We start from the raw sequence: 19,824 nt of genomic DNA on the forward strand, positions 1-19,824 counted from the left end.
CAAGTGCCACTTTTGGAGGCCTTATCCATTCCAGCCCAGATTTCAGTAAGGACTACTACGTACCAGTATAGGTTGATGAGCTTGTTTCTGAGGTCAAAACAAGATAACTAGAAAGCACCAATCTGCCTACTCCAGTTGTCCTGGGTATTCAATGGTACCCGCCAATCGAGCGATTTCAGTGTAAGACAGTTGATGAGCGTTCCGTTCATACTTGGCCAATCTGCGCCACATAGGTCCCAATCTGTTCCAGTTCTTCAAAGCGTCAAATATCGGGTTGGTCTCGTCGGCGGGCCAATTCCCGGAAGTGTTGTAGACTCAGCAAGCGACGAAATGCCGCCAGCGGAATAGGCTAGTGTTGCAGTCGGGTAAATAACCCGTTGACTCGACGTGAGTGCTTAAGGCGGATGAAGTTTCCTTATTTTTATCCCTATGAAGTTAAACAGAATACTCATTTTCCTGCTGCTCGTTAGCGGTCTTAGCCAGTGTAAGCAATCAGAGGTTTCCCCTCCGGTTACCACCAGCCCAACCCGAGATGATAATCTGGCGATGGGCAATCCCGATGGGGCCAGACCGCTTGAGTCCAGTCCAAACGCTTACTTGATTACCCGGCCAACCTACAGTGTTTCCTATAACCAGTCAACCGGTATTGCCAACTGGTGCAGCTGGCACCTCAGCACTGCCTGGAAAGGTTCGGCAACACGATATGCCGGCAACTTCATTCCGGATCAAAGCTTGCCCGCTACCTGGTATCAGGCTCGCCATGCCGACTATGCCAATAGCGGTTTTGACCGGGGCCACCTCTGCCCCTCCGACGATCGGGATAGTACGGCCCAGGAGAACCAGACTACCTTTATCCTGACCAACATCGTCCCTCAGGCCCCTCAACATAACCGGCAGGCCTGGAAGAATCTGGAAGACTACACCCGTGGTTTATTGACTCAGGGAAATGAGGTCTATATCATAGCTGGTACGTATGGGAAAGGAGGCGAAGGCGATAGCGGCAAAGCCACTAGTATCGCCAATGGTAAACTGACGGTTCCGGCTGCGCTTTGGAAAATAATGGTGGTACTGCCGATCGGTTCCGGGGATGTGAATCGAATCAGCGCCCAAACCCGGGTGATTGCTGTCTGGATGCCCAATACCAACACGACGGGTCTGCAGCCCTGGACGCGATACCGAGTTAGTATCGATGAGGTCGAAAAGCAGACGGGATATAACTTCCTGTCGAATGTTCCGGAACGTATTCAACGAGAGGTTGAAGCGAAAGTAGACAATGAAGGGATCTAAAGTGGAGAGAGTGCGGGGAGAGATAATAGAACACCTTAAACCACATGCTGAATTCCAGTGGTGGGTCAAGCGACGCTGAACCAAACTGTTGTGGAACGGTTTAACTGTTACGAGAGCTTCTAATTCATCAACCCTCATACTCGGACAACTAATTTTAACGGGCGAAGTCAATCCTTCCTCAGCGTATAGGTTTTCCAATTAATTGTTCTAGGCCGAACACGAAACTGGTGAAATCCTCAGGGAATGCGTTCGAGCCAACGCATTCCAACCGGGTGGTCTGAATCTGGATTAATAAACTCCATTGTATACCGTCCAGGACCGGGCTTTCATACCTACTCTGCCAAATCAGACATGGCTTTATCAGCTCTCGTAGAGTGAAGCTATTTACATTAACAGGTTCTGCCAATTCCATAAACATAGAGGAGGGGAAAGGGAAAGGGGATTGAAAATACAACCCATTATTCTGGACGATACGTATTTCGGTATTGACCCCATGATATCCTCCGATGAAGAATTGTAAACTAACTATGTCTTTTTTCATATCCTGTAACGTTTCATTTTACAAGTTCTCCGGTAGGTTCTTTCATTGCTCGTCTTCAATTCCTGCCCGCGCTCGTCAACTTTTTTAAATAGGAGATCGCTTCATTCTTTTTTATCAAAACCTCACCACGCGGCTGGTAGTCCTACTCGTAATAAAAACCTCTGGCCATCAGAGGCCTTCGAATGATAAGTTCCAGTCGGTTAACCCAGTCGGCAAACTCATCGGTAACTGTATCATGACAGAAGGAAAGATATTTATCATCCACTTGAAGGGTTAATTGCCAATTTGTACCATCATAGGTTATTTGGGTATCCTCCAGATGTTTCCAATTCAGGCAGGGCATAAAGGCTGTGTATAGTAAGGTTGAGTCTACTATTAGATGTACAGCGTGTTTAAGAAAATACTGGTTTTCGTAGCGGGCACGTGCTTTTTTGGTAAGATGAAAATAGCCATCCGAATCAGAGTCAGGAAATACAGGACCGTGATAATACAGGAGTTGATGACGATGGGTACGTAACATGGTAAAGTAAGAAGCTCGGTCGCCTAAAATGGAAAATTGAATTTTGATTGTACCCTTGGTTGTTTTCATGTTTTATCTTACTATCCACCAATTAGTTTTGGATAACGTTCATTAAGCTCTACCTATCGCTACGGTGGTGAAGCCATGGCGAGGGGGGGCGGCCATAAAACCGCATTTTACTCTAATCAATGAGCTTATCCCGTTCATCCTTTCTTCCCTCTGCATCGGTTGCGTGCCTTAGAATACCGGTCTAAAGAACAGTTCATTTTGCTCATTGGGTATAAATGGAAGCGTATAAGTCTGATGCGCATATGAATAGTGCTTAACTACAAACCTATTACCTAATTGATACAGTTGATAGGGAGTTAAGTCGTTTATCTAAAATGACTTACGAAAAGAGTATTTAACACAGTTAAGGTGAGTACTCTCAGCCCATTGCACTTTAAGTCTGGTTTATATATTTTATTAGAATTCGACCGAAAAAAAATTAAATTTACTACTCGAATCGAAAGGTTTATGAATATATCTGTAGGTGTATAACCCCCTTAATACCATGGCGACAATCAAAGTACGCTATCTTCCGGCTTTAACAGGTCTAAGGGCGTGGGCCATCGGGCTCGTAATCCTGGATCATTGGGTTGAAGGAATGCATGATTATGCCATGGTCGGAAACGCAGGGGTTTCGCTGTTCTTTGTTTTAAGCGGCTTTCTAATTAGTCGAATTTTATTAATTGAAAAACAACGGGTTGATCTAAGTGAGGAGCCGACTTCTTTTCGAAGGTTTATGACTCCCTTTTTAAGACGACGAGCCTGGCGTATTTTTCCAATTTATTTTCTTGCTTTGACAGTCTTATTGGTGACGGGTGACTCAGTGATCCGGCATCAAGGGATACCTTTTCTTACGTATACCGCCAATTTTTTTCTGGTCATTCACCCAGTAGCTCATCTGGATCACCTGTGGTCTTTGTCGGTTGAGGAACAGCTGTATATTCTAATGCCCTTCTTAATATGGCTGACGCCTAGCCAGCAGCTGCCCAAGCTCGGATTCATCCTGATTATCATCAGTTTATTTTACCGGGGCAGCAGTTACCTTCTTTTTCCAGCAGCGATCTGGTGGCCAGCCAGCTATTGCCTGCTACCAGGCTGTTTGGATGGGTACGGCATAGGCTTACTAGTTGCCTGGTACTGGTTCTACAGACCTGAACAGAGCAAATCGTTTTTCAACTCATCGATACTTCTGAACAGTTTATTCATCGCCTGGCCATCGGTTATTCTGGCTGGCCTGCTTTGGCAGCTTGCCGGTCGGGGGTTATTCTATTCGCCAGGCATGGCCGCTGGCTTACGCTTTACGGTATCGCTCTACGGGGGATACTTGGTAGGCTATTGCCACCAACCCATTGGCGTGCTGGGCCGGCTGCTTCTGTTGAATCCCGTTTGTCAATACATTGGCCGGATCAGCTACGGGTTGTATCTGTACCATAATCTAATCTTTACTATTCATGCCCCGCAGCAAAGCTATGGCCGGCTGGCCTGGTTGAGAACGGCTGACATCCTGCACATTAATTCAGGGAATGGATTGACAGAAACTGTATTCTACTCGGTGCTACTCATCTGTATAGCCACGTTATCCTGGTTTCTGATTGAAAAACCATTGTTAGGTCATACCCACAAAAAAAGCATTTCGATCAAAGCCACGCTGACCGCTAGTGTAGACTAACTTGAAAATCAATTTGCGCTTCTTAAAACAATAAATGGGATACCGATGTGTCGGTATCCCATTTATTTACTCTAATATAAGCTTCAGCTAATACGAAGCTTTTTTCCAGATTATCGGCAGGCCGATGCTAACGGTAAAGGCAGCGATTAATACTAATCGGAACGTGAAGGAGTACGTTTGATCTTGAAGGGAAGAAACGGCGCTAACCATAAACAATAGAAAACCAAGCGAGACGGCTAACGCAATAGAATCCGCTGTCAGAATTCCTTTGGCATCGAGTGGAATAACCCAGGTAAACAACAGACGGATTCCATACCAGACATTCCAGAACCAACAACCGTATTGGATCATTTCCAACGCGAGAAACAGGTAATATTGCCAGGTGTCATCCAGGGGACTGCCTAATATCGACTGCCCTAGTGTGACTAATGCTCCAATCGATTGAGTGGTCAGAAAAGCAATAATCAGGCGGGAAAAAAACGGCCGGAGCGGAATGTCCGGGATAATCAAGTTGAGCAGCGGTGCCAGCCGGGTGTAAATGATAGAACGATCAAAAGGTTTCATAGAAGATCAAATAAGTAGACTTGATTACTGACTACAATTGCCTGATACCCATCCGGAACAGCGTGCTCTTCCCTGTTTTGAAAAGTAAAGTAGCACTAATGAATGGGGCGTCGAGTTTTAATAAACCATAAAGTGTATAAAGCCATTACTCTGAATTACTAGCGGTGAACTGCTTAGCAATAGCTGTTATGTCAGCCTCGTATGGATGAGCATTTGACATATCTTTTATAATTGGTTTGTGAGCAGTTGGCTGTCCGAGAAAATCGTTCAACCGTGTATAGGAAAAGTAAACGTCCTCCCCTGTTTTTATTCGAAGAACTTCCAAATCGGTCATGCCAAGCTTTTGACACAGTGCCAGCGACTCCTCCCCATTAATCGTCTCTTGCCAGCCAGGAATTAACCCATTTTCCAACACGAACTGCGCCGATCGGGCCAAGTGATACATTCCCTGCGCATGTGGAGTTAACTCACGGGTGCAGATCACCGAAAAGAAAATAGTGAAAGACGCGCTGTTCAGCACACTCCCCTGAACATGCGTTATGTGATGATTGGCATTGATCAGCGCACTAATTCGTTTGGCCTGAAAGACGTTACCTCCGTTGGAGCAGAGATGAATCTGCAGTTTGGCATCTGGTGTGTCAGCGGTATAATCCGCGTAAAAAGCTTCGTATAATAAAGCAAGGTCCTTATATGCTTTTTCATCAATCTGATCTAAACTAATAAAATAGCAGTGCCTTTTCCAGCAAGATACCTTTAAGGACTCCAGTCGTTTAAGACTGGCAATTTTATCAGTTATTAGCTGGGTAAGGTGACGTCGATGTTTGGTGACGGCAATATGGGGATCAGCCGTGTAGTTTTCATCATAAAAAGGCACATAAGCCGGCCGCACGCGTTTGCGACACGCTGAGCAGTAATGAGTGCCTTCATCCGTTTCTTTTTCCGTTCAGCTAACGCCCGGCTAAAACAGTTGGGGCAGGCCTGAATGGAATGCCAAGGTAAACTACTTAGTAAATCGATGTCAGATTCAGCTAATTGATTGATCAACTCCTCCGTGGTAAATCGGTTAAGATTCGCTAAGCTGCCCTGTTTGATTGACGTATCTTCTTCCGGAGGCGACAGGGGAGCGTTGAAATCAAGGGGATCGAATGTGCCAACTAAATTTTGGCTGATTTTTTTCAAAAATTTGTTGGGCGTAACCTGGTTACTTGCTACCAGCAGTGATCCTACATCCGGTGGGCGCTCATCTGTTTTTCCCTTGGTTGCCAAAGCCAATGGGCTAAACTCACAACCCTCATCAAATGTGTCTTCATAAAGCTCAAGCGGTATACTCAGGGTCGGTTCCATTTCGACATTCCCCGCATTGATGAATTCCGCTTCTTCATCTGCCGGCATTTTTTTATAGGGTATTAATTGACTGCAAATGGTAGAGTCAACAAAGCGGAGCAGAGCTAAATCCATCTCTGCCTCGAAGGTAGGAGCCCCCAAACCATTAATTTGCTTCTTATAGTGAGCGTCGAATAGAGGTTTTGATTCTAAAAGGATACGATAAAATTCCTCACTAGTTTCATCAGGGTGCAAGCCCCAGTTATCCATGAGATAGGTTAGCAGAAAGGCCGTGAAATAGCGAATATTAAATTCGACAAAATAGGTGTGACGAGCAGCATGTTCCATGAACTGATCGTGCCAATACCGGGTATAGGCAGAATCAAATAGTCCAGGCTTAAAAGAGTCAACTGGGCGCGTTTGGGAAGAAAAAATTCCACGCTCACGACACGTTTTAACAACGAGGACAGCTTGGGTCAGTTGTTCATCCGTTAACGTTAAATACTGACGATAAAGGTCAATGGGTAGTTTTATCGGATCGACTTTCATAGTTTATGATGTTTGAAACGGACATGTTGTTTAGTGGTAGTGGAGAAACTCCCGCCATTTTTCGACTACTAGCCAGATTAGCTCTATCGCTGGGCTAACCCATTGCCACAGTAACCTTAGAAAAATGTATCCAAAGAATAGCCATATCCAGGTGGAATCCACTATACTCTCAATCGACAGGGACCTCATTTTTTTTCGGTCATCTAGGTTAGCTGCTACCTTATGTTGAGCGACCATACTGTTCATTTGTTTTAGTGTTCGTTAAGCTACGTTTCAAGTCCATCAAGAATGGCTAACAGTTCGCCTCCTGTCAAAATGACAACTGGTGACACGGGTGCGGATGTCAAGGGTGAGGTACCCAGGTAGATTAAAAGTCCCATCAGGTTTTCCAACTCACACGCTTTATTAAGTCGACTAAAACCATAGCGGGAGTAGGTATTCCCCTCTGTTTGAATGGATACCAGCACCGGTCGGCCGTCTGCTGTAAATACATTACCCGACTCAATACGTGGTTCAAGATTCATCATGACCTCTTTCATGGGTCGGCTTAACCGCCCTTTATAGGACGGTTTGGTCAGCGCCTCCGTGTTGTCGAGTATCACAAAATCACGGTTAGGTTCGGTCTCCCTCAGGGGAGGCAGCTCGTAGCGCAGAGCCGGTTCATCCATGCGAACGACGTAATTTACCGCCGAGAGGGCCAGCAGAATCAGGTCGTGTAAAACCGTTGCATCCAGTTGACGCAGAAAATTTAACCGGGCGGATTCCAGAATAGGTTGCTGCTGAAACTCTTGCAGGGAAAGCAGTGCCTGGTTTAAGCGGCTGTTAGATTGGTTATCCAGGTTATAGGAAGTAGGCTGCCGTTTTGACGGATGCCGGCCACCGGCTAACATCCACCAATTATAGATGAGCCAAATGATCAGGCCAGTAAAAACCAGAAGCATAATTCCGCGCTGGATGGGTGTTATATCCATAGCCGTGACTACTTAATCTTTTGAAAAGGTTGAACGCAGTAAGTTTAGAAGAGATAAAGTACGTGGTGCGGGCTACGCAGTAGCATGACCTATAGAAGAGCCGTATGTCTGGTCGAAGAGGTGCTTAGGTTGGCCGAACGGCCAAATACACTGGTCGCAACGTAAGCCTCATGCTTTTCCTGTTGCACGTAACCTGCTTCGACGTAAGCGTCTGCCCTGAGGAATAAGTCCAGTAATTTCCGCTCCGCCAGGATACGATCTTTTTGCCACGGCTGGAGCTTAGGGTAATATTCCTGGAGTGTCTTGGCGGTGAATGTCAGCTTATCAGCATAACTCATTGTATCTATGACACCAAGAAGCTTTTCCAACCGGGCTTTTGCCGCCGGATCGTTATCATTGACCTGCTTGGCCGCTGTTGAGCAGATGGTGAACTGAATGTGCGTTACCTGACGATTGACTGATTGTACCTGGTAGGTAATCTTCATATCTCCCAGCAGTTGTATTTCGTCTATGGCCGGTTCAATCATCCGTCGTTTAATGTTCGCAAATCGATCGTAACTCCCTTTGTAGTCACTTTTTTTGTCGTTTTGATTGGGTACGTCCATCAATTTCCGGAAATCATCAATAGCGATCGTCCACTTCCCGCGCCACTGATGTCGGGAGAAGTAGCTATACATAAGCTGCGAATATTCTTTTTTAAGTAAGAGCGCTTTCTGGAGATTAAACTGAGCAAAATCATTGCCCAGCTTCAGGAAGGCCTCCGTCAGTTTCGGATTCAATTCCAAAACCATCAGCCCTTCGCCCATCAGGTACTGCGTATCAAAGATGTGAACCGACACCTGATCGCCTTTGGGATTAACCCATTTGATTCGCTTCTCAGACAAAGAACCCAGCGTCTTTTTGACATCGGTTACGCTAATATTCACCGTTGCGGTTTCATCCTTACAAGGCCGCAGGCGGGATCGGTGAAACTGAAAAGACAATCGTTGTTCAAGTAGTGGTTCACTCTGGGGGGTTGCCTGCTGGAGATATTGATAATTCTTTAGGGCCCCCAGTACAAGCCAGTATAATCGTCGTTCCAGCACATTGAGCTTGGGCAGCGCCTGGAGTAAGCGCATGGGTTCCCGAAACATCTGCTGACGAAAAGCCTGGTTTAATTCGACTGAGTAATTCGCTTTAGTATTATTTGGCGTATACCCCTGCTCGAAAAATTCGAACAGATTCAGCTGAACTGCTGAGGAAACCACCACCGGGGGACTGCTTCGCTTTTGCTTAACGGGACGCTTCTGGGATTCAGCCAGGATCTGCTTCAGCGGCAAAGGCAGGGATGTGATATCAGATTTTGATGACATACGCACAAGAGAATATTTCTTTAACCCCTTTATGTATGGTCAAATATAATTTTTTTTTCGGTTTATAAAAGACAAACTGGAATATTTACCAACTATAAATATTTCAGAAACCTAACATTATGAAGATTACATAATTTTTTTTCCGGTTGGATTTTGTGCAATTGGTTGATGTACCCTGTGCGCCCGGAACCAGCATGTGTGCTTTTATCGCGGTAGACCAGGGTCCTAACAAGTCAAGTAAATATGTGGATAAACCGAATTTTGCTTAGCGGATTTGTCATTCTAGTTATTCAGTTTCTAGCGAATCTGTCGCGTGAAATGAGCGAATTTGTCACCTGAGATTAGCGAATCTGTCGTTTGAAGCTAGCGAAACTGTCGCTTGAGGTTAGCGGATCTGTCTTGTGAACCCGGTAACACTTAGCGAATTAGTCACTGAACTATAAATTTAGTTATTATATAGCGTTCAACATCAATTAGTTAGCACGATGTTTTTTTCCCTGTATTATCTATTCAATCAGTAAAAAGTAGTAAAAAGTAAGTTTAAATTATAAAAAGACGGGTGGCTTAGAAAAAAAACTAAAAGATCGGTGGATAAGTAAGGCTATGACTCAACTGGTTGGAGGAAATTAGATAAAATTGTCAGAAAATGATTAGCAATCAATTGTAATATTTACCTTCAAGTGTAATATTGCGCAACATACTAAAACCAGGTGGGTATCAAGCAATCATGGAAAATGAGGAACAAAAGCCAAAGCGGAGACCAAAACGAAAAGTCTATGAAAGCGATCATTATTTGTATATGAGTGCTGAACTGCTAAAATGCATTCAACAAGTACCACACCTGCGGCCCGAAGGCTGGAATCTGGAGGGGCCAGAACCCGATGATTGCGAGCTTCGATACATAAGCCGTGAACATGCACCCCTTTTTTACCCTTGGGAAGAGTTTGATTGCCGGACCATTAAATTAATCAATCTGCGAAAACCTGCCTGTCGGCTCACCTTCTTTCGAACACATCGGTATTTTCTCAAAAAAGCCGAAAAAATTACCCGTCAAACCAAACTCGACACGATTCAGGAGGTGATTCAGAAATTGCAGCAGGATCTGGACAAACTCGATACACAAACGTTGTTCGATGTACCCACCGATCAGCACAGAGTCGTGCAGGATGAACTTAATGAGTGGAAACAAATTGCCCAGCATCCGGATCGCTATGACATAGCCCTGTCAAACTATCATAAGGATTATATTTACAACACGTTGAACTATAAGTATTTAGTAGAGGACCCAACGGATGGCTACCGAATGGCTAACGAAACGGTTCATTTACTAAAAAATCAGTACGAAAAAGATCGTAGTAAAGGCCGGACCCAGGCCGTAGCGCAGATTCGCTACAATATCGTTTTCATCGATCTGGAATCCATCGTCCAGCCTGATCCGTATCAAAACAAAGTAATTCATCGCTACCTGGAGGGCTTTCCTATTCGCACAGACATGTACTTGCATCACGTGTACGTGCGTCCGTCATCCGAAGAGATAGTGGATTGACCCAATCGTCGGTAACCTCACCCATTCATTAAAACTATATAACAGGGAAAAGAGGTTTAAGTCATACGTAAATACGACCAAAAAAAAAGCAGAAACCTTTCAGAAAGTTCCTGCTTTGTGCGTATTTTACTACCAGATAGAACGATCATAGAATGACCAGCGCGACTCCTTTAGCGGTTCAACAGCGTCCCCGTCGATCGGCGCGTAAAAGTAAAATGGCCCCACGGGTTGAGGTTACGGGGATTCGACGTGGGGTCCGATTGACCCGTGATATTCATCGCGATCTGACCATAGTCGGCCCTGGACTTATCCAGTATCCGGCACAAGGTCATGCCGTAACTCAACTCGGTTTTGTTAGCATAAGCCAGGCGGGCAATGTGGATCTGATTCAAATCGGGGGCACTGCCAAACTGCCAACTATCCAGGGTATACCCGGTGGCCTCATCACCCGATTTGGTACGGCTAAGTACCTGAGATACTTTGAAACGACCCAGATTTCGTTTGGCAATCTCACCGCCGTAACCGTTCCCCCAAAACGTAAGCTGGATGGAATCCTTGCCGACGGTAGGATCTACCTGCAGGTAATAGTTGCTTTCGATGGATGGTGTATCGTAGGTCACAAAGCCTTCATTCTTATAATCCGAATTATTGAACCGTTCCCAGCGGATGACGACTGCCTGATAGGTACCCGACACGGCCACTGGCAGACTGGCATCATTGAGCAATTCTGTCTGCTGGGCTTTCAGCGTCAGCGCGTCAGGATCGCCGTCCGGGGAAACCCCTCCCTTTTTGCAGGCTGTTAATTGACCGATCAGCAGTAACACCAGCAGAGGAGAGATATGGGGTTTGACTTTAGTAATTAGGACGTTGAGCATAGTTAAATAAAGCTAAGGGTGTTTAAACCCAGTAATACGATTTGAAAATTGGCGTGAATGTATATTCTTTTTCAAAATGTCAAGCGCTAAGGAGTCAATTACAGAAAATAATCAAACGACCGGTCTGATACGACCCGGTCTGGCCGGTCCGCCGGTGCGGTGATCCGGTCTGGCGTGACCCGGGTACTTTTAAAACGATAAGAACATGGATACTTGGAACTGGTCCCTACTCGACCGTTTTGCTGGCGTAAGCTTCGGATCGGTTAACCGCCCCCCCACCCCTCGGTCAACGCTGAAGTCTAAGGCAAATGGGTATGCCCTAACGCAGGAACAGGAAGCGATTGTCGACTGTCAAACCGATATGAAGATAAACGCCGTGGCTGGATCGGGAAAGACAACCACATTGATTGAGTATGCCAGGCGTCAAAAAACGGGTAGCCGCGGCCTTTATCTAGCCTTCAACCGAACCGTGCGCGAGCAGGCTCAGCAAGCTTTCGCGCGAAAAGGCGTACGGGGCGTTACCATCCACACGGCGCATTCCCTAGCCTATGGGCGAGTTATCAAACAAAACAGCGAATTGCTGGCCAGTGGCAGCTATTCGGCTTTTGATCTGGCCAATCGAATGCAAAAGGAATCGCTCGTTGTCCGTTGCATGCCCTCAACCCGTCGCAAAGCACCCTGGACAGCTGTAGCCGCTCACAGCTTACGGCTGCTAGCTTGGTACTGTAATGAACCCGTTGCCCGGATCGAGGACCTTAACTACAATCACCTCCTCCGCTATGATCCCCTGATATCCCGCCGGTTCGCCGATTATTTTGGGGCGGTTATCCAAGCCGGTGCCATTTGGCTCTGGAATCAAATGGACGAGCGAAGCCTGAAAGTAACCCATGATTATTACTTGAAGAAATATCAGTTGTTAGCGCCTCAGTTGCGCTACGACTATATTCTTTTCGATGAAGGGCAGGATGCCTCTCCAACAATGCTGGATGTCTTCAGCCGGCAGCAGCACGCGCGCCGGGTCATTGTAGGGGATAGCCATCAACAAATCTACGGGTTCCGCCACGCTGTCAACAGCCTGAATCAGGTAGATTTTGACGCCTATGGTTTAACGCAGAGCTTCCGATTTCCTCCCGGTATTGCTTGCCAGGCCCGGCGCGCTTTATCCTTGAAACAGCATATTCATCCCTTCCTGGGTGAAACCTATACCCCTCAGGCCATTGAGGGCATGGGTGTCGACGATGCGACAATTTTAGCAGAACCCACCTGCCTACAGGCCTTGATCGGACGAACCAATCTGCAGCTGGTCAGCGCAGCTATTAATCTCTTATGCATTCAGGAAGTGATCGGAAGCGTTTATTTCGAAGGTAACTTCGATACATATACCTTTATGGATAACGGAGCGGGATTGTTGGATATGGTCTTATTACAGCAAAACCGGCAGCGTGAAATAAAAAATCCACTCCTACGCTCCATGGGTTCCCTGGAAGAGCTGGGTGATTACATCGATCAAACGGGTGATGGCCAGATGAAAACGGCCCTGGAACTCGTGCTCACGTATGGCGATGACTTACCCCATTTCATCGAACAGATCCGGACGGCTCACCTGGCCCAACGTTTTCGGCCGCACGCGGATTTGATCTTTTCAACGGTGCACCGCAGCAAAGGCCTGGAATATGATCAGGTCACTTTATGCGACGATTTCATTGATCAGCGTAAATTAGCTGATTATATCGACCTATTGAATCAGCAGCAAAAGGCTGAAGCGGGCGGACAGCCCAATCGTCAGCCGGTAAATCCGGGGAGTATCCTTGAAGAAATCAATATGCTCTACGTTGGACTAACGCGAACAAAGCAAGGGCTCTCCCTACCCGACAGTCAGTACTATCTCCAGCGAGAAACGCTTAGCGTGTAAGTGAATTGGACATTCAACTTTAATCTGCAGTAAACCGTAAGAATCAATGCATACCTTTTACCTTCAAACCTGTGATGGCGACCTAATCGCTGAAGTAAGTATACATGAGAATTCCCTGACCTTAGCTGTTCAGCAGGCCATTGATAACAACATCGATCTATCAGATGCTGACTTTCAGGGACACAACCTGGATAGCCTGCTGGCTGCCGGCGCTAAGTTAAATCGGGCAAACTTTTCCCAAAGCTCACTGGTAGGTGCAGATTTTAGTGGAGCTCAGTTAAAAGATACTTCTTTTGCGTATGCTGACCTGACGGGAGCCATCTTTTCTAACTCTTCGCTTAATCTATTGACCGATTTCACCGGCTCCATCATGATGAATACCATTTACGAAGCCGGTTAGCCTTAAACGAAAGAACCCTAACGTTTACGTATATGTGGGTAAATCTAAAAAAAGGGAGCAAATTCGTCACTTCAACTACACATTGAATTAGTAAATACAGTTGATGGGTATAGTATGGGAAGTATGGGCATTACCGAACAAACTTTTATTCTGCTGGAGCGCTTTAACACGGTACTATGACAAGTGTAGCGGGCCGATTTGGCCAATTTTTTACTTACATTTTTAGCTGATTAAGGCTTATTTTGCAGCATGGAAGCCATGCCCGATCAATTGCCCACTCAGCCCGATCAATCGGTGATTCAAAAACAGCGCGTGGAGGACGCCACAGATTTTCTAAGTATCTGTGATCGCCTGTCTACGGGTTATGACAGTGGGTACTACTGGGAAGACATCCAACGAGCCTTACGGATTGCAGCTGGCTTAGAGAAGTGGCCTGGCTAACTGATATAAACCAACTCTTTTATTCCTGAAATAACTAAAATTAACCATTATTGGGGGGTACCTACATTCGTACGGAATGTTTCATTAGAAGCGAGTAAATTACTAAAAATATATACTTTGTACCATTAATTTAAGACGTCAAATAGTGCACTTTTACTGCCAGAAATAGACATTATCAGAGATGATTTGTGTAAATAATTCTCAAGTTTACAAAAGGCATTAAGGATGTAGTACTGACTGTGCATGACGTACTCTTCCACAGAACTTCCCTACTTCAAACGGATATCCCTAGCCGTTCAAAAAGAATTCGATTTCTATTTCTTGCATCTTTAACTAGCTTTTGATAAGAAATCACCTCTATATAGGCATTAAATTGTTTGTGATAATAAAAATAACCCATCCCATCTGGCGTGATTATATAGTCTCTGGTAGTTAGAATATTAATAAGTTTAGGATTGAAATCACAAATAACATAGGCATAAAAGGGTATTTTATCCTTATCAGAAACCTGAATAAATTTACCTCTTCTATCTAACGCCGAACCACTTCTTAACTTACCAATATAATCTATCACCTGATCAACAGGATTCTTTTTCTCATCCCTGTCCGAATAATCATTCCGCTCAGGTTTCTTGAACTCCACTATAATAAACGAGTTAAAAGGGGCCTCTTCATTGACAAAGGCAAAGCTGCTATTAAAAATAAATAAGTCCGGTCGATCAGTCGTTTTAATATTTTCTAGAACAGGCATGTCAGCCATTGGTTTGTCGGATGCCAAGTAATAGTGATAGGCAAGCCGTTCATCGATAAGCCATAAGTTTTGTTGTTCATATTTTACATCATCAGACTCTTTCTTTATAGGAAAAAAAATTTCATGAATTGTTTTTTCGCTCTGAAATTTATCTCCTTCCTCACCTAAATATTTATTTAATAAATCAATAATTGCTCGTCTATGTATGACATACTTAACTAGATTCGATTTGCCAATATCATTGGATTGTTCCAGATACTGATCGTATGCTTTTTGATACTCTTCAACGTTTTTGTAGTCATGGCCATTTAGCACTTCATTGCCGAGAATCTTCGTATCGAGTTCCAGTTTCTGTTGTATCTTAAATAGTTCGACATCAAGTTTTTCTCCCGTCAGAGTAGCTGGTAATTTTTTCACTTCATCCTCTTTATACTTTAACACGTATTTGAATTGAGGAGCATATTGTTCGACATGTCTTTTAACAGACGCCATCTTTTGCTCTCTAAGCGCTTCTAACGGAGTTTTTAGTTCTTCTTCCAGTTCGTGTTCTATTTGTTTTTTTATATCTTCAAACGTGACAATATAATCATAGGGAGCATCTTCCTCATTGTCTGGGAAATTAAACCGAGTCCGCTCATTCCCGACGTTATTGTCCAAATATGTGGAGGTAATGTAAACTTTGAGGTTCTTTTGATCACTTTCAACTAAGTAGACGTTACTTTTCAAATCAGGAATATATTTGCTGATGGGTTCATTGACAACATCCCTAGAGTTTCCACAATAATGTACCCGGTGACCACCTTCGGTTTTGTCCACTAATAGTAGATTAAGAGTAAACTCAGTATTTTTAATTTTAAAGGTTCGCTTTATTAAGTTAGGTAATAAATCTAAACCAAATTTTTCCTGTAACGTAACCTGATTTCCATTTGTATCAACGATCGTAATGATCGGGCATTTACCTTCAATAAAATAGATAAAGAAATGCTCTATTATAAGTTCAGCTATTTCATCAATTGATTTCGGGCAATTGTTCTTATATTCATCATAAAATGAATTAAGTATAACTTTAGTACCTGACTCTTTTCTAATCTCTGATTTTACGATGGGCTCCTCATCAAAGCCTTTACCATACGCTTTTAATGAAAAATTTCTAATTTCAGTTTCTCCTGAATTATTCCGATAGGTGCTACTATATTCTATTTTTTTAAATGCTTTTAAACAGACAAATCGTCCAATACCTTTTGATCCTTTATCTTCTTTATAATCTGATTCTGCCGTAAGGAATGATTTATAATTTCGTTCATTAAAGCCAATGCCATTATCCGTAATAATAAACGATTTAATAAAATACTGATTTACATCGCCGAGAGAAACTAAGGCTTCGTCATGACCTTCCCGATCTAGTGTTATATTTATTTTTCCTTTCTTCGTTGAGCCTAGCTCTTCAATAGCATGTATTGAGTTGCTGACAACTTCAAATAATGGCCACAAAGCTTTTTTTAGGGGTAGATTCAGATTGCGTACTCTCCCAGCAATGTTAGTTATAAATTCGTTATTTGAAATGACAGCTTCCATTAGAAAAAAAGGTGCAGAGTGGAAAATTATACTAGTTGGCAATTTAGACGATTGATTTACGGATGACAAGCCGTTTAACATTTAGCATTGGTAATGGCTTTCGGAATTTGCTTTACCAGCCTAACTTCTTAGCTGCGTTATGCTGCTTGATCGAATCTAGCCTAGTATATCGTCGGATCATGGCGCTGGTTTTGTGCTTGGTCTGCTGCATGATTTCTGAATCATCAGCCCCGTTGAGCTTGGCCGTTGTCACAAATGAGGCCCGCATCGAATGCGCTGAGAATCGGTCACCCACATGCTTTTTAACAATGGCTCCAATCGACTGATCTGTTAATCGCTCCTCGGTTAGTTCGTTGCCCTTTCGTATTCTTACCAACAAGGGGCCATTGGTTCGTTCCAGCAGAGCTACCCATTTCTGTAATGTACGCACGGGACAAATCTGAGCATCGGGACTATAAAAAAGGGCCTTTTCTTCTCGCTGTCCTATCTGATTGGTTTTACTTCCGTAGTATGTAATCACCACACCGTCCTCACCAAAATGAAGTTGCTCGACATTGAGCGCCACCAGCTCCGACCGGCGAAAGGCCCCCGTAAAACCCAGCAGCAAAACGACTTTATCACGCAGTGGTCCAAACCGGGGTACCCCCTTACTATCGGTGACAAGTTTACGCAGAATACCTTTCAACTGATTAGCGCCAAACGCAGGTGCCTGCTCAGCATGGGTACCATGTTCCCGCTGGATACCTTTCAGTGTCGCCTTTAACCAGCGATCATCGACCGGGCTGGGTAGGTCAAGCAATTCATGCCATTTGCGCACGGCCGAAAGTCGACGCGCGATAGTTGCCCACTTGCGCTTCGGACCCAGGGCTGATACATACTCTCCCAACACAGCCGACGTAGCGGGCAAAGCGTCCACCCCCTGCTGCTGGCACCAGGTAGTATAATGATTTAGGTCAGCTCGGTACGCTCGCTCGGTATTAGCCGCTCCCTGTAACCCTTTCAGCAAATACTTCTGCTGGTCCCCACTCAACTGAGGCAAAGGGACCAACGAAAATGGATCGTTTTGCGTAATAGGCAAAAAGGACACAGTTTGCTTATCCATATATTACAGTCAATGTTAACAAACCTACGAATTACGCATAAGATACACAAACATTAAAGCAGCTAAACATTCATTTTGTACTTTACTATCGATAACATTTACTTATCAATACTAAAATGAATTTAAGTTTATTTTACAAATGACTGTAATTGAATAAATAACAAGTATAATAATATTATATGTTATCAGTTTTTAATACTTTTCTATAAATTTATTTTAATGTAATTAATCGCTGATTACATAAAGGGCTTAAAAACTTTTTATGCACTTTTGCATTAACATAACTATGCACAATGGAAAATGTAGCCATGAACGAATTTCGTCGGCAGGTTGGTGAATACATTAACCAGACCTATTATGCAAATAAGTCTTTCGTGCTGACAAAAGGACAAAAGAGGGTAGCCGCTTTAGTACCGATAGCTATACTTGACCGACTATCTGAACTAGAATCCTTTTACAGTCAAACGTTGGCAGATCGTCAGCAAGCAGATGCATCTGTTGACAAAATCAGCGAAACAGATAAAGAAACCGTTTAACGATAGTCACCCATTGTGCATACCAGATAAGGATATCTATGATTTTGTACAATGATAGCGGGTTTAGTACGAAAGGGAACGAACTACTTTTTTAGACGTTGACTTAAATAGAATCCGGACGAAACGGACCACCTCCAATACTTACTTGTCGTTCAGTATTTAATCATTAAGAAACTATTTCGGCGCATCCATTGTAATAGACCTATCAAAGGTGATGGAGTTCGCCTGGAACCGCCCTCAAAAAGCTGATAACTCCTGTATTCGTTTCCCCGAAACAGGACGTTTGTATGCTCAGCTTTTTCATCACCCCAATCTATTCATTTTCTATGCCGGCTGATGTGTCTGCCTGTGGCTGGCCCTCATCGTCACGGCTGTTCAGTTTTCCGCGCGGTTCCCCGCTTCGGACAGGCCTTCTTGTATCCCCCTAATTCTATCTCACCCCATTCTGACGGCTTGAGTCGCTTGGCTATTGCCTGGTTCGACAAAAACTCATGAATCAATAATGAAAACAACCCTTCACTACGTTCAGGATCACCTCAGCCTCCTGCGATTTTTAGGAAAATGGTTTCTGCTGATTTTGCCGGTGGCCCTGCTTAGCGGTACGACCAGCGCTTTCTTTTTGTGGGCGCTCGACGAAGTTACCCAGCTTCGCTGGCAACATGGTTGGCTACTCTACGGGCTGCCATTGATTGGCGTTCTGATTCTATGGCTCTATCAGAAGGGCGGTAAAAATGCGGAACGGGGGAACAACCTACTCATCGATGAAATTCATCAACCGGGCGGGGGCGTACCCGGGCGTATGGCTCCCCTGGTGCTGCTAACGTCGCTGTTGACCCACCTTTTTGGCGGCTCAGCCGGTCGGGAAGGCACCGCCGTTCAGATGGGGGGTAGTATCGCTGGGGTGCTGGGCCGACAGCTCAGGCTCTCGGAAGCCGATTTGCGCATCCTACTGATGAGTGGGATTGCCGCTGGTTTTGGCGCCATATTCGGCACTCCCCTGGCTGGGGCTGTCTTTGCCCTGGAGGTGCTGACCATTGGCAAGCTGCGGTATCAGGCCCTGATTCCCTGTCTGATGGCCAGTATTCTTGGCGACATTACCTGCGCGGCCTGGGGCATTCACCACATCCATTATCAGGTTGCCTTTTCGCATACGGCCATCCCGACCTTTTCGGTGCCGAATGGCTGGCTACTAACTAAAGTGGCCCTGGCTGGCGCTTTATTTGGCCTGGCAGCGCTGGTCTTCTCGGAACTGACGCACGGACTGCAACGTCTCTATAAGACGTATTTGCCGTCAACGTATCTCAGACCTATTATTGGGGGTGTCTTATTAATTGGTTTAGTGTGGCTGGTAGGCACCCGCGACTATCTAGGATTGGGGGTGGTTAGTCAGCAGCCTAACGGCATTTCCATTCTCAATGCGTTTCATTCAGGTGGGATAACTCCCTGGAGTTGGTTCTGGAAACTGTTGTTTACGGCCATCACCCTCAGCAGCGGCTTTAAAGGGGGCGAGGTAACCCCGCTCTTTTTCATCGGCGCCTGCCTAGGCAATCTGCTGGCTGGTTGGTTTAATGCGCCCGTCGATTTATTCGCAGCCCTGGGCTTCATCGCCATCTTCGCTGGGGCTTCTAATACTCCGCTTGCCTCGACGCTGATGGGCCTGGAGCTGTTTGGCTCCGACAATTTGATCTTTTTTGCGATTGCCTGCTTTGTGGCCTACTTCTTCAGTGGCCATACCAGCATCTATTCCGCCCAACGGCTGGGCGTGACTAAATCAACGGGCCGAGATATTGTCCACCAGGCTCCCTTGAGCCGCATTCAAACGTTACGCCGGAGGGCCTTTACCGGAAATCGGATCGACTAAT

The 19,824-nt window shown here is 45.0% G+C and carries 17 protein-coding genes and 1 riboswitch; of the genes, 8 read left to right on the forward strand and 9 right to left on the reverse strand.

Annotated features, from left to right (window positions below):
* The first annotated feature begins 429 nt into the window (after window positions 1-429).
* Window positions 430-1,287: a DNA/RNA non-specific endonuclease gene (locus NT073_RS05330; RefSeq protein ID WP_297369866.1), complete on the forward strand. Its 858-nt coding sequence runs from the start codon at window positions 430-432 to the stop codon at window positions 1,285-1,287.
* Between the two features lie 683 nt (window positions 1,288-1,970).
* Here the strand turns inward: NT073_RS05330 and NT073_RS05335 are convergent.
* Complete coding sequence (locus tag NT073_RS05335; RefSeq protein ID WP_297369869.1) at window positions 1,971-2,417, reverse strand: hypothetical protein; 447 nt, start codon at window positions 2,415-2,417, stop codon at window positions 1,971-1,973.
* Window positions 2,418-2,901: 484 nt separating this feature from the next.
* Here NT073_RS05335 and NT073_RS05340 point away from each other — a divergent pair, with 484 nt between their 5' ends.
* On the forward strand, window positions 2,902-4,065 hold the full coding sequence (locus NT073_RS05340) for an acyltransferase (protein ID WP_297369872.1): 1,164 nt from the start codon (window positions 2,902-2,904) through the stop codon (window positions 4,063-4,065).
* Window positions 4,066-4,152: 87 nt separating this feature from the next.
* Here NT073_RS05340 and NT073_RS05345 read toward each other — a convergent pair whose 3' ends face one another.
* From NT073_RS05345 to NT073_RS05365, 5 genes are all read right to left on the reverse strand, one after another.
* Complete coding sequence (locus tag NT073_RS05345; RefSeq protein WP_297369875.1) at window positions 4,153-4,629, reverse strand: hypothetical protein; 477 nt, start codon at window positions 4,627-4,629, stop codon at window positions 4,153-4,155.
* A gap of 145 nt (window positions 4,630-4,774) precedes the next feature.
* Window positions 4,775-5,503 (reverse strand): hypothetical protein, encoded by a 729-nt coding sequence (locus NT073_RS05350; protein ID WP_297369879.1) that lies wholly within the window; start codon window positions 5,501-5,503, stop codon window positions 4,775-4,777.
* Window positions 5,425-6,501, reverse strand: a complete 1,077-nt coding sequence (locus NT073_RS05355; RefSeq protein ID WP_297369884.1) for a hypothetical protein — start codon at window positions 6,499-6,501, stop codon at window positions 5,425-5,427. The genes NT073_RS05350 and NT073_RS05355 overlap by 79 nt, the downstream gene beginning before the upstream one ends.
* Before the next feature lie 266 nt (window positions 6,502-6,767).
* The gene (locus NT073_RS05360; protein ID WP_297369887.1) at window positions 6,768-7,472 is read right to left on the reverse strand and encodes a hypothetical protein; all 705 of its coding nucleotides are present in this window, start codon (window positions 7,470-7,472) and stop codon (window positions 6,768-6,770) included.
* A gap of 89 nt (window positions 7,473-7,561) precedes the next feature.
* On the reverse strand, window positions 7,562-8,824 hold the full coding sequence (locus NT073_RS05365) for a replication initiation protein (RefSeq protein WP_297369890.1): 1,263 nt from the start codon (window positions 8,822-8,824) through the stop codon (window positions 7,562-7,564).
* 799 nt (window positions 8,825-9,623) lie between these two features.
* Here NT073_RS05365 and NT073_RS05370 point away from each other — a divergent pair.
* Window positions 9,624-10,370 carry a hypothetical protein gene (locus tag NT073_RS05370; RefSeq protein ID WP_297369893.1) on the forward strand — a complete coding sequence of 249 codons (747 nt, stop codon included), beginning with the start codon at window positions 9,624-9,626 and terminating at the stop codon, window positions 10,368-10,370.
* 170 nt (window positions 10,371-10,540) lie between these two features.
* On the opposite strand, the gene NT073_RS05375 is transcribed toward NT073_RS05370, so the two are convergent.
* Window positions 10,541-11,245, reverse strand: a complete 705-nt coding sequence (locus NT073_RS05375) for a hypothetical protein (RefSeq protein ID WP_297369896.1) — start codon at window positions 11,243-11,245, stop codon at window positions 10,541-10,543.
* A 205-nt stretch (window positions 11,246-11,450) separates the two neighbouring features.
* Between NT073_RS05375 and NT073_RS05380 the strand changes: the two genes are divergently transcribed.
* From NT073_RS05380 to NT073_RS05390, 3 genes are all read left to right on the forward strand, one after another.
* Window positions 11,451-13,157 carry a UvrD-helicase domain-containing protein gene (locus NT073_RS05380; RefSeq protein ID WP_297369899.1) on the forward strand — a complete coding sequence of 569 codons (1,707 nt, stop codon included), beginning with the start codon at window positions 11,451-11,453 and terminating at the stop codon, window positions 13,155-13,157.
* Between the two features lie 46 nt (window positions 13,158-13,203).
* Window positions 13,204-13,557 (forward strand): pentapeptide repeat-containing protein, encoded by a 354-nt coding sequence (locus NT073_RS05385; protein WP_297369902.1) that lies wholly within the window; start codon window positions 13,204-13,206, stop codon window positions 13,555-13,557.
* Between the two features lie 249 nt (window positions 13,558-13,806).
* Window positions 13,807-13,998: a hypothetical protein gene (locus tag NT073_RS05390; RefSeq protein WP_012931256.1), complete on the forward strand. Its 192-nt coding sequence runs from the start codon at window positions 13,807-13,809 to the stop codon at window positions 13,996-13,998.
* 274 nt (window positions 13,999-14,272) lie between these two features.
* On the opposite strand, the gene NT073_RS05395 is transcribed toward NT073_RS05390, so the two are convergent.
* Window positions 14,273-16,324, reverse strand: a complete 2,052-nt coding sequence (locus tag NT073_RS05395) for an ATP-binding protein (RefSeq protein ID WP_297369906.1) — start codon at window positions 16,322-16,324, stop codon at window positions 14,273-14,275.
* A gap of 112 nt (window positions 16,325-16,436) precedes the next feature.
* The gene (locus tag NT073_RS05400; protein ID WP_297369909.1) at window positions 16,437-17,426 is read right to left on the reverse strand and encodes a site-specific integrase; all 990 of its coding nucleotides are present in this window, start codon (window positions 17,424-17,426) and stop codon (window positions 16,437-16,439) included.
* Between the two features lie 293 nt (window positions 17,427-17,719).
* Here NT073_RS05400 and NT073_RS05405 point away from each other — a divergent pair, with 293 nt between their 5' ends.
* Complete coding sequence (locus NT073_RS05405) at window positions 17,720-17,962, forward strand: type II toxin-antitoxin system prevent-host-death family antitoxin (RefSeq protein WP_012931394.1); 243 nt, start codon at window positions 17,720-17,722, stop codon at window positions 17,960-17,962.
* Window positions 17,963-18,163: 201 nt separating this feature from the next.
* Window positions 18,164-18,227, forward strand: a riboswitch (Fluoride riboswitch).
* Window positions 18,228-18,464: 237 nt separating this feature from the next.
* The gene (locus NT073_RS05410) at window positions 18,465-19,823 is read left to right on the forward strand and encodes a voltage-gated chloride channel family protein (RefSeq protein ID WP_012931393.1); all 1,359 of its coding nucleotides are present in this window, start codon (window positions 18,465-18,467) and stop codon (window positions 19,821-19,823) included.
* Window position 19,824: the final 1 nt, after the last annotated feature.

The sequence above is a fragment of the Spirosoma sp. genome (genome assembly GCF_026391055.1).
GTDB lineage: Bacteria > Bacteroidota > Bacteroidia > Cytophagales > Spirosomataceae > Spirosoma.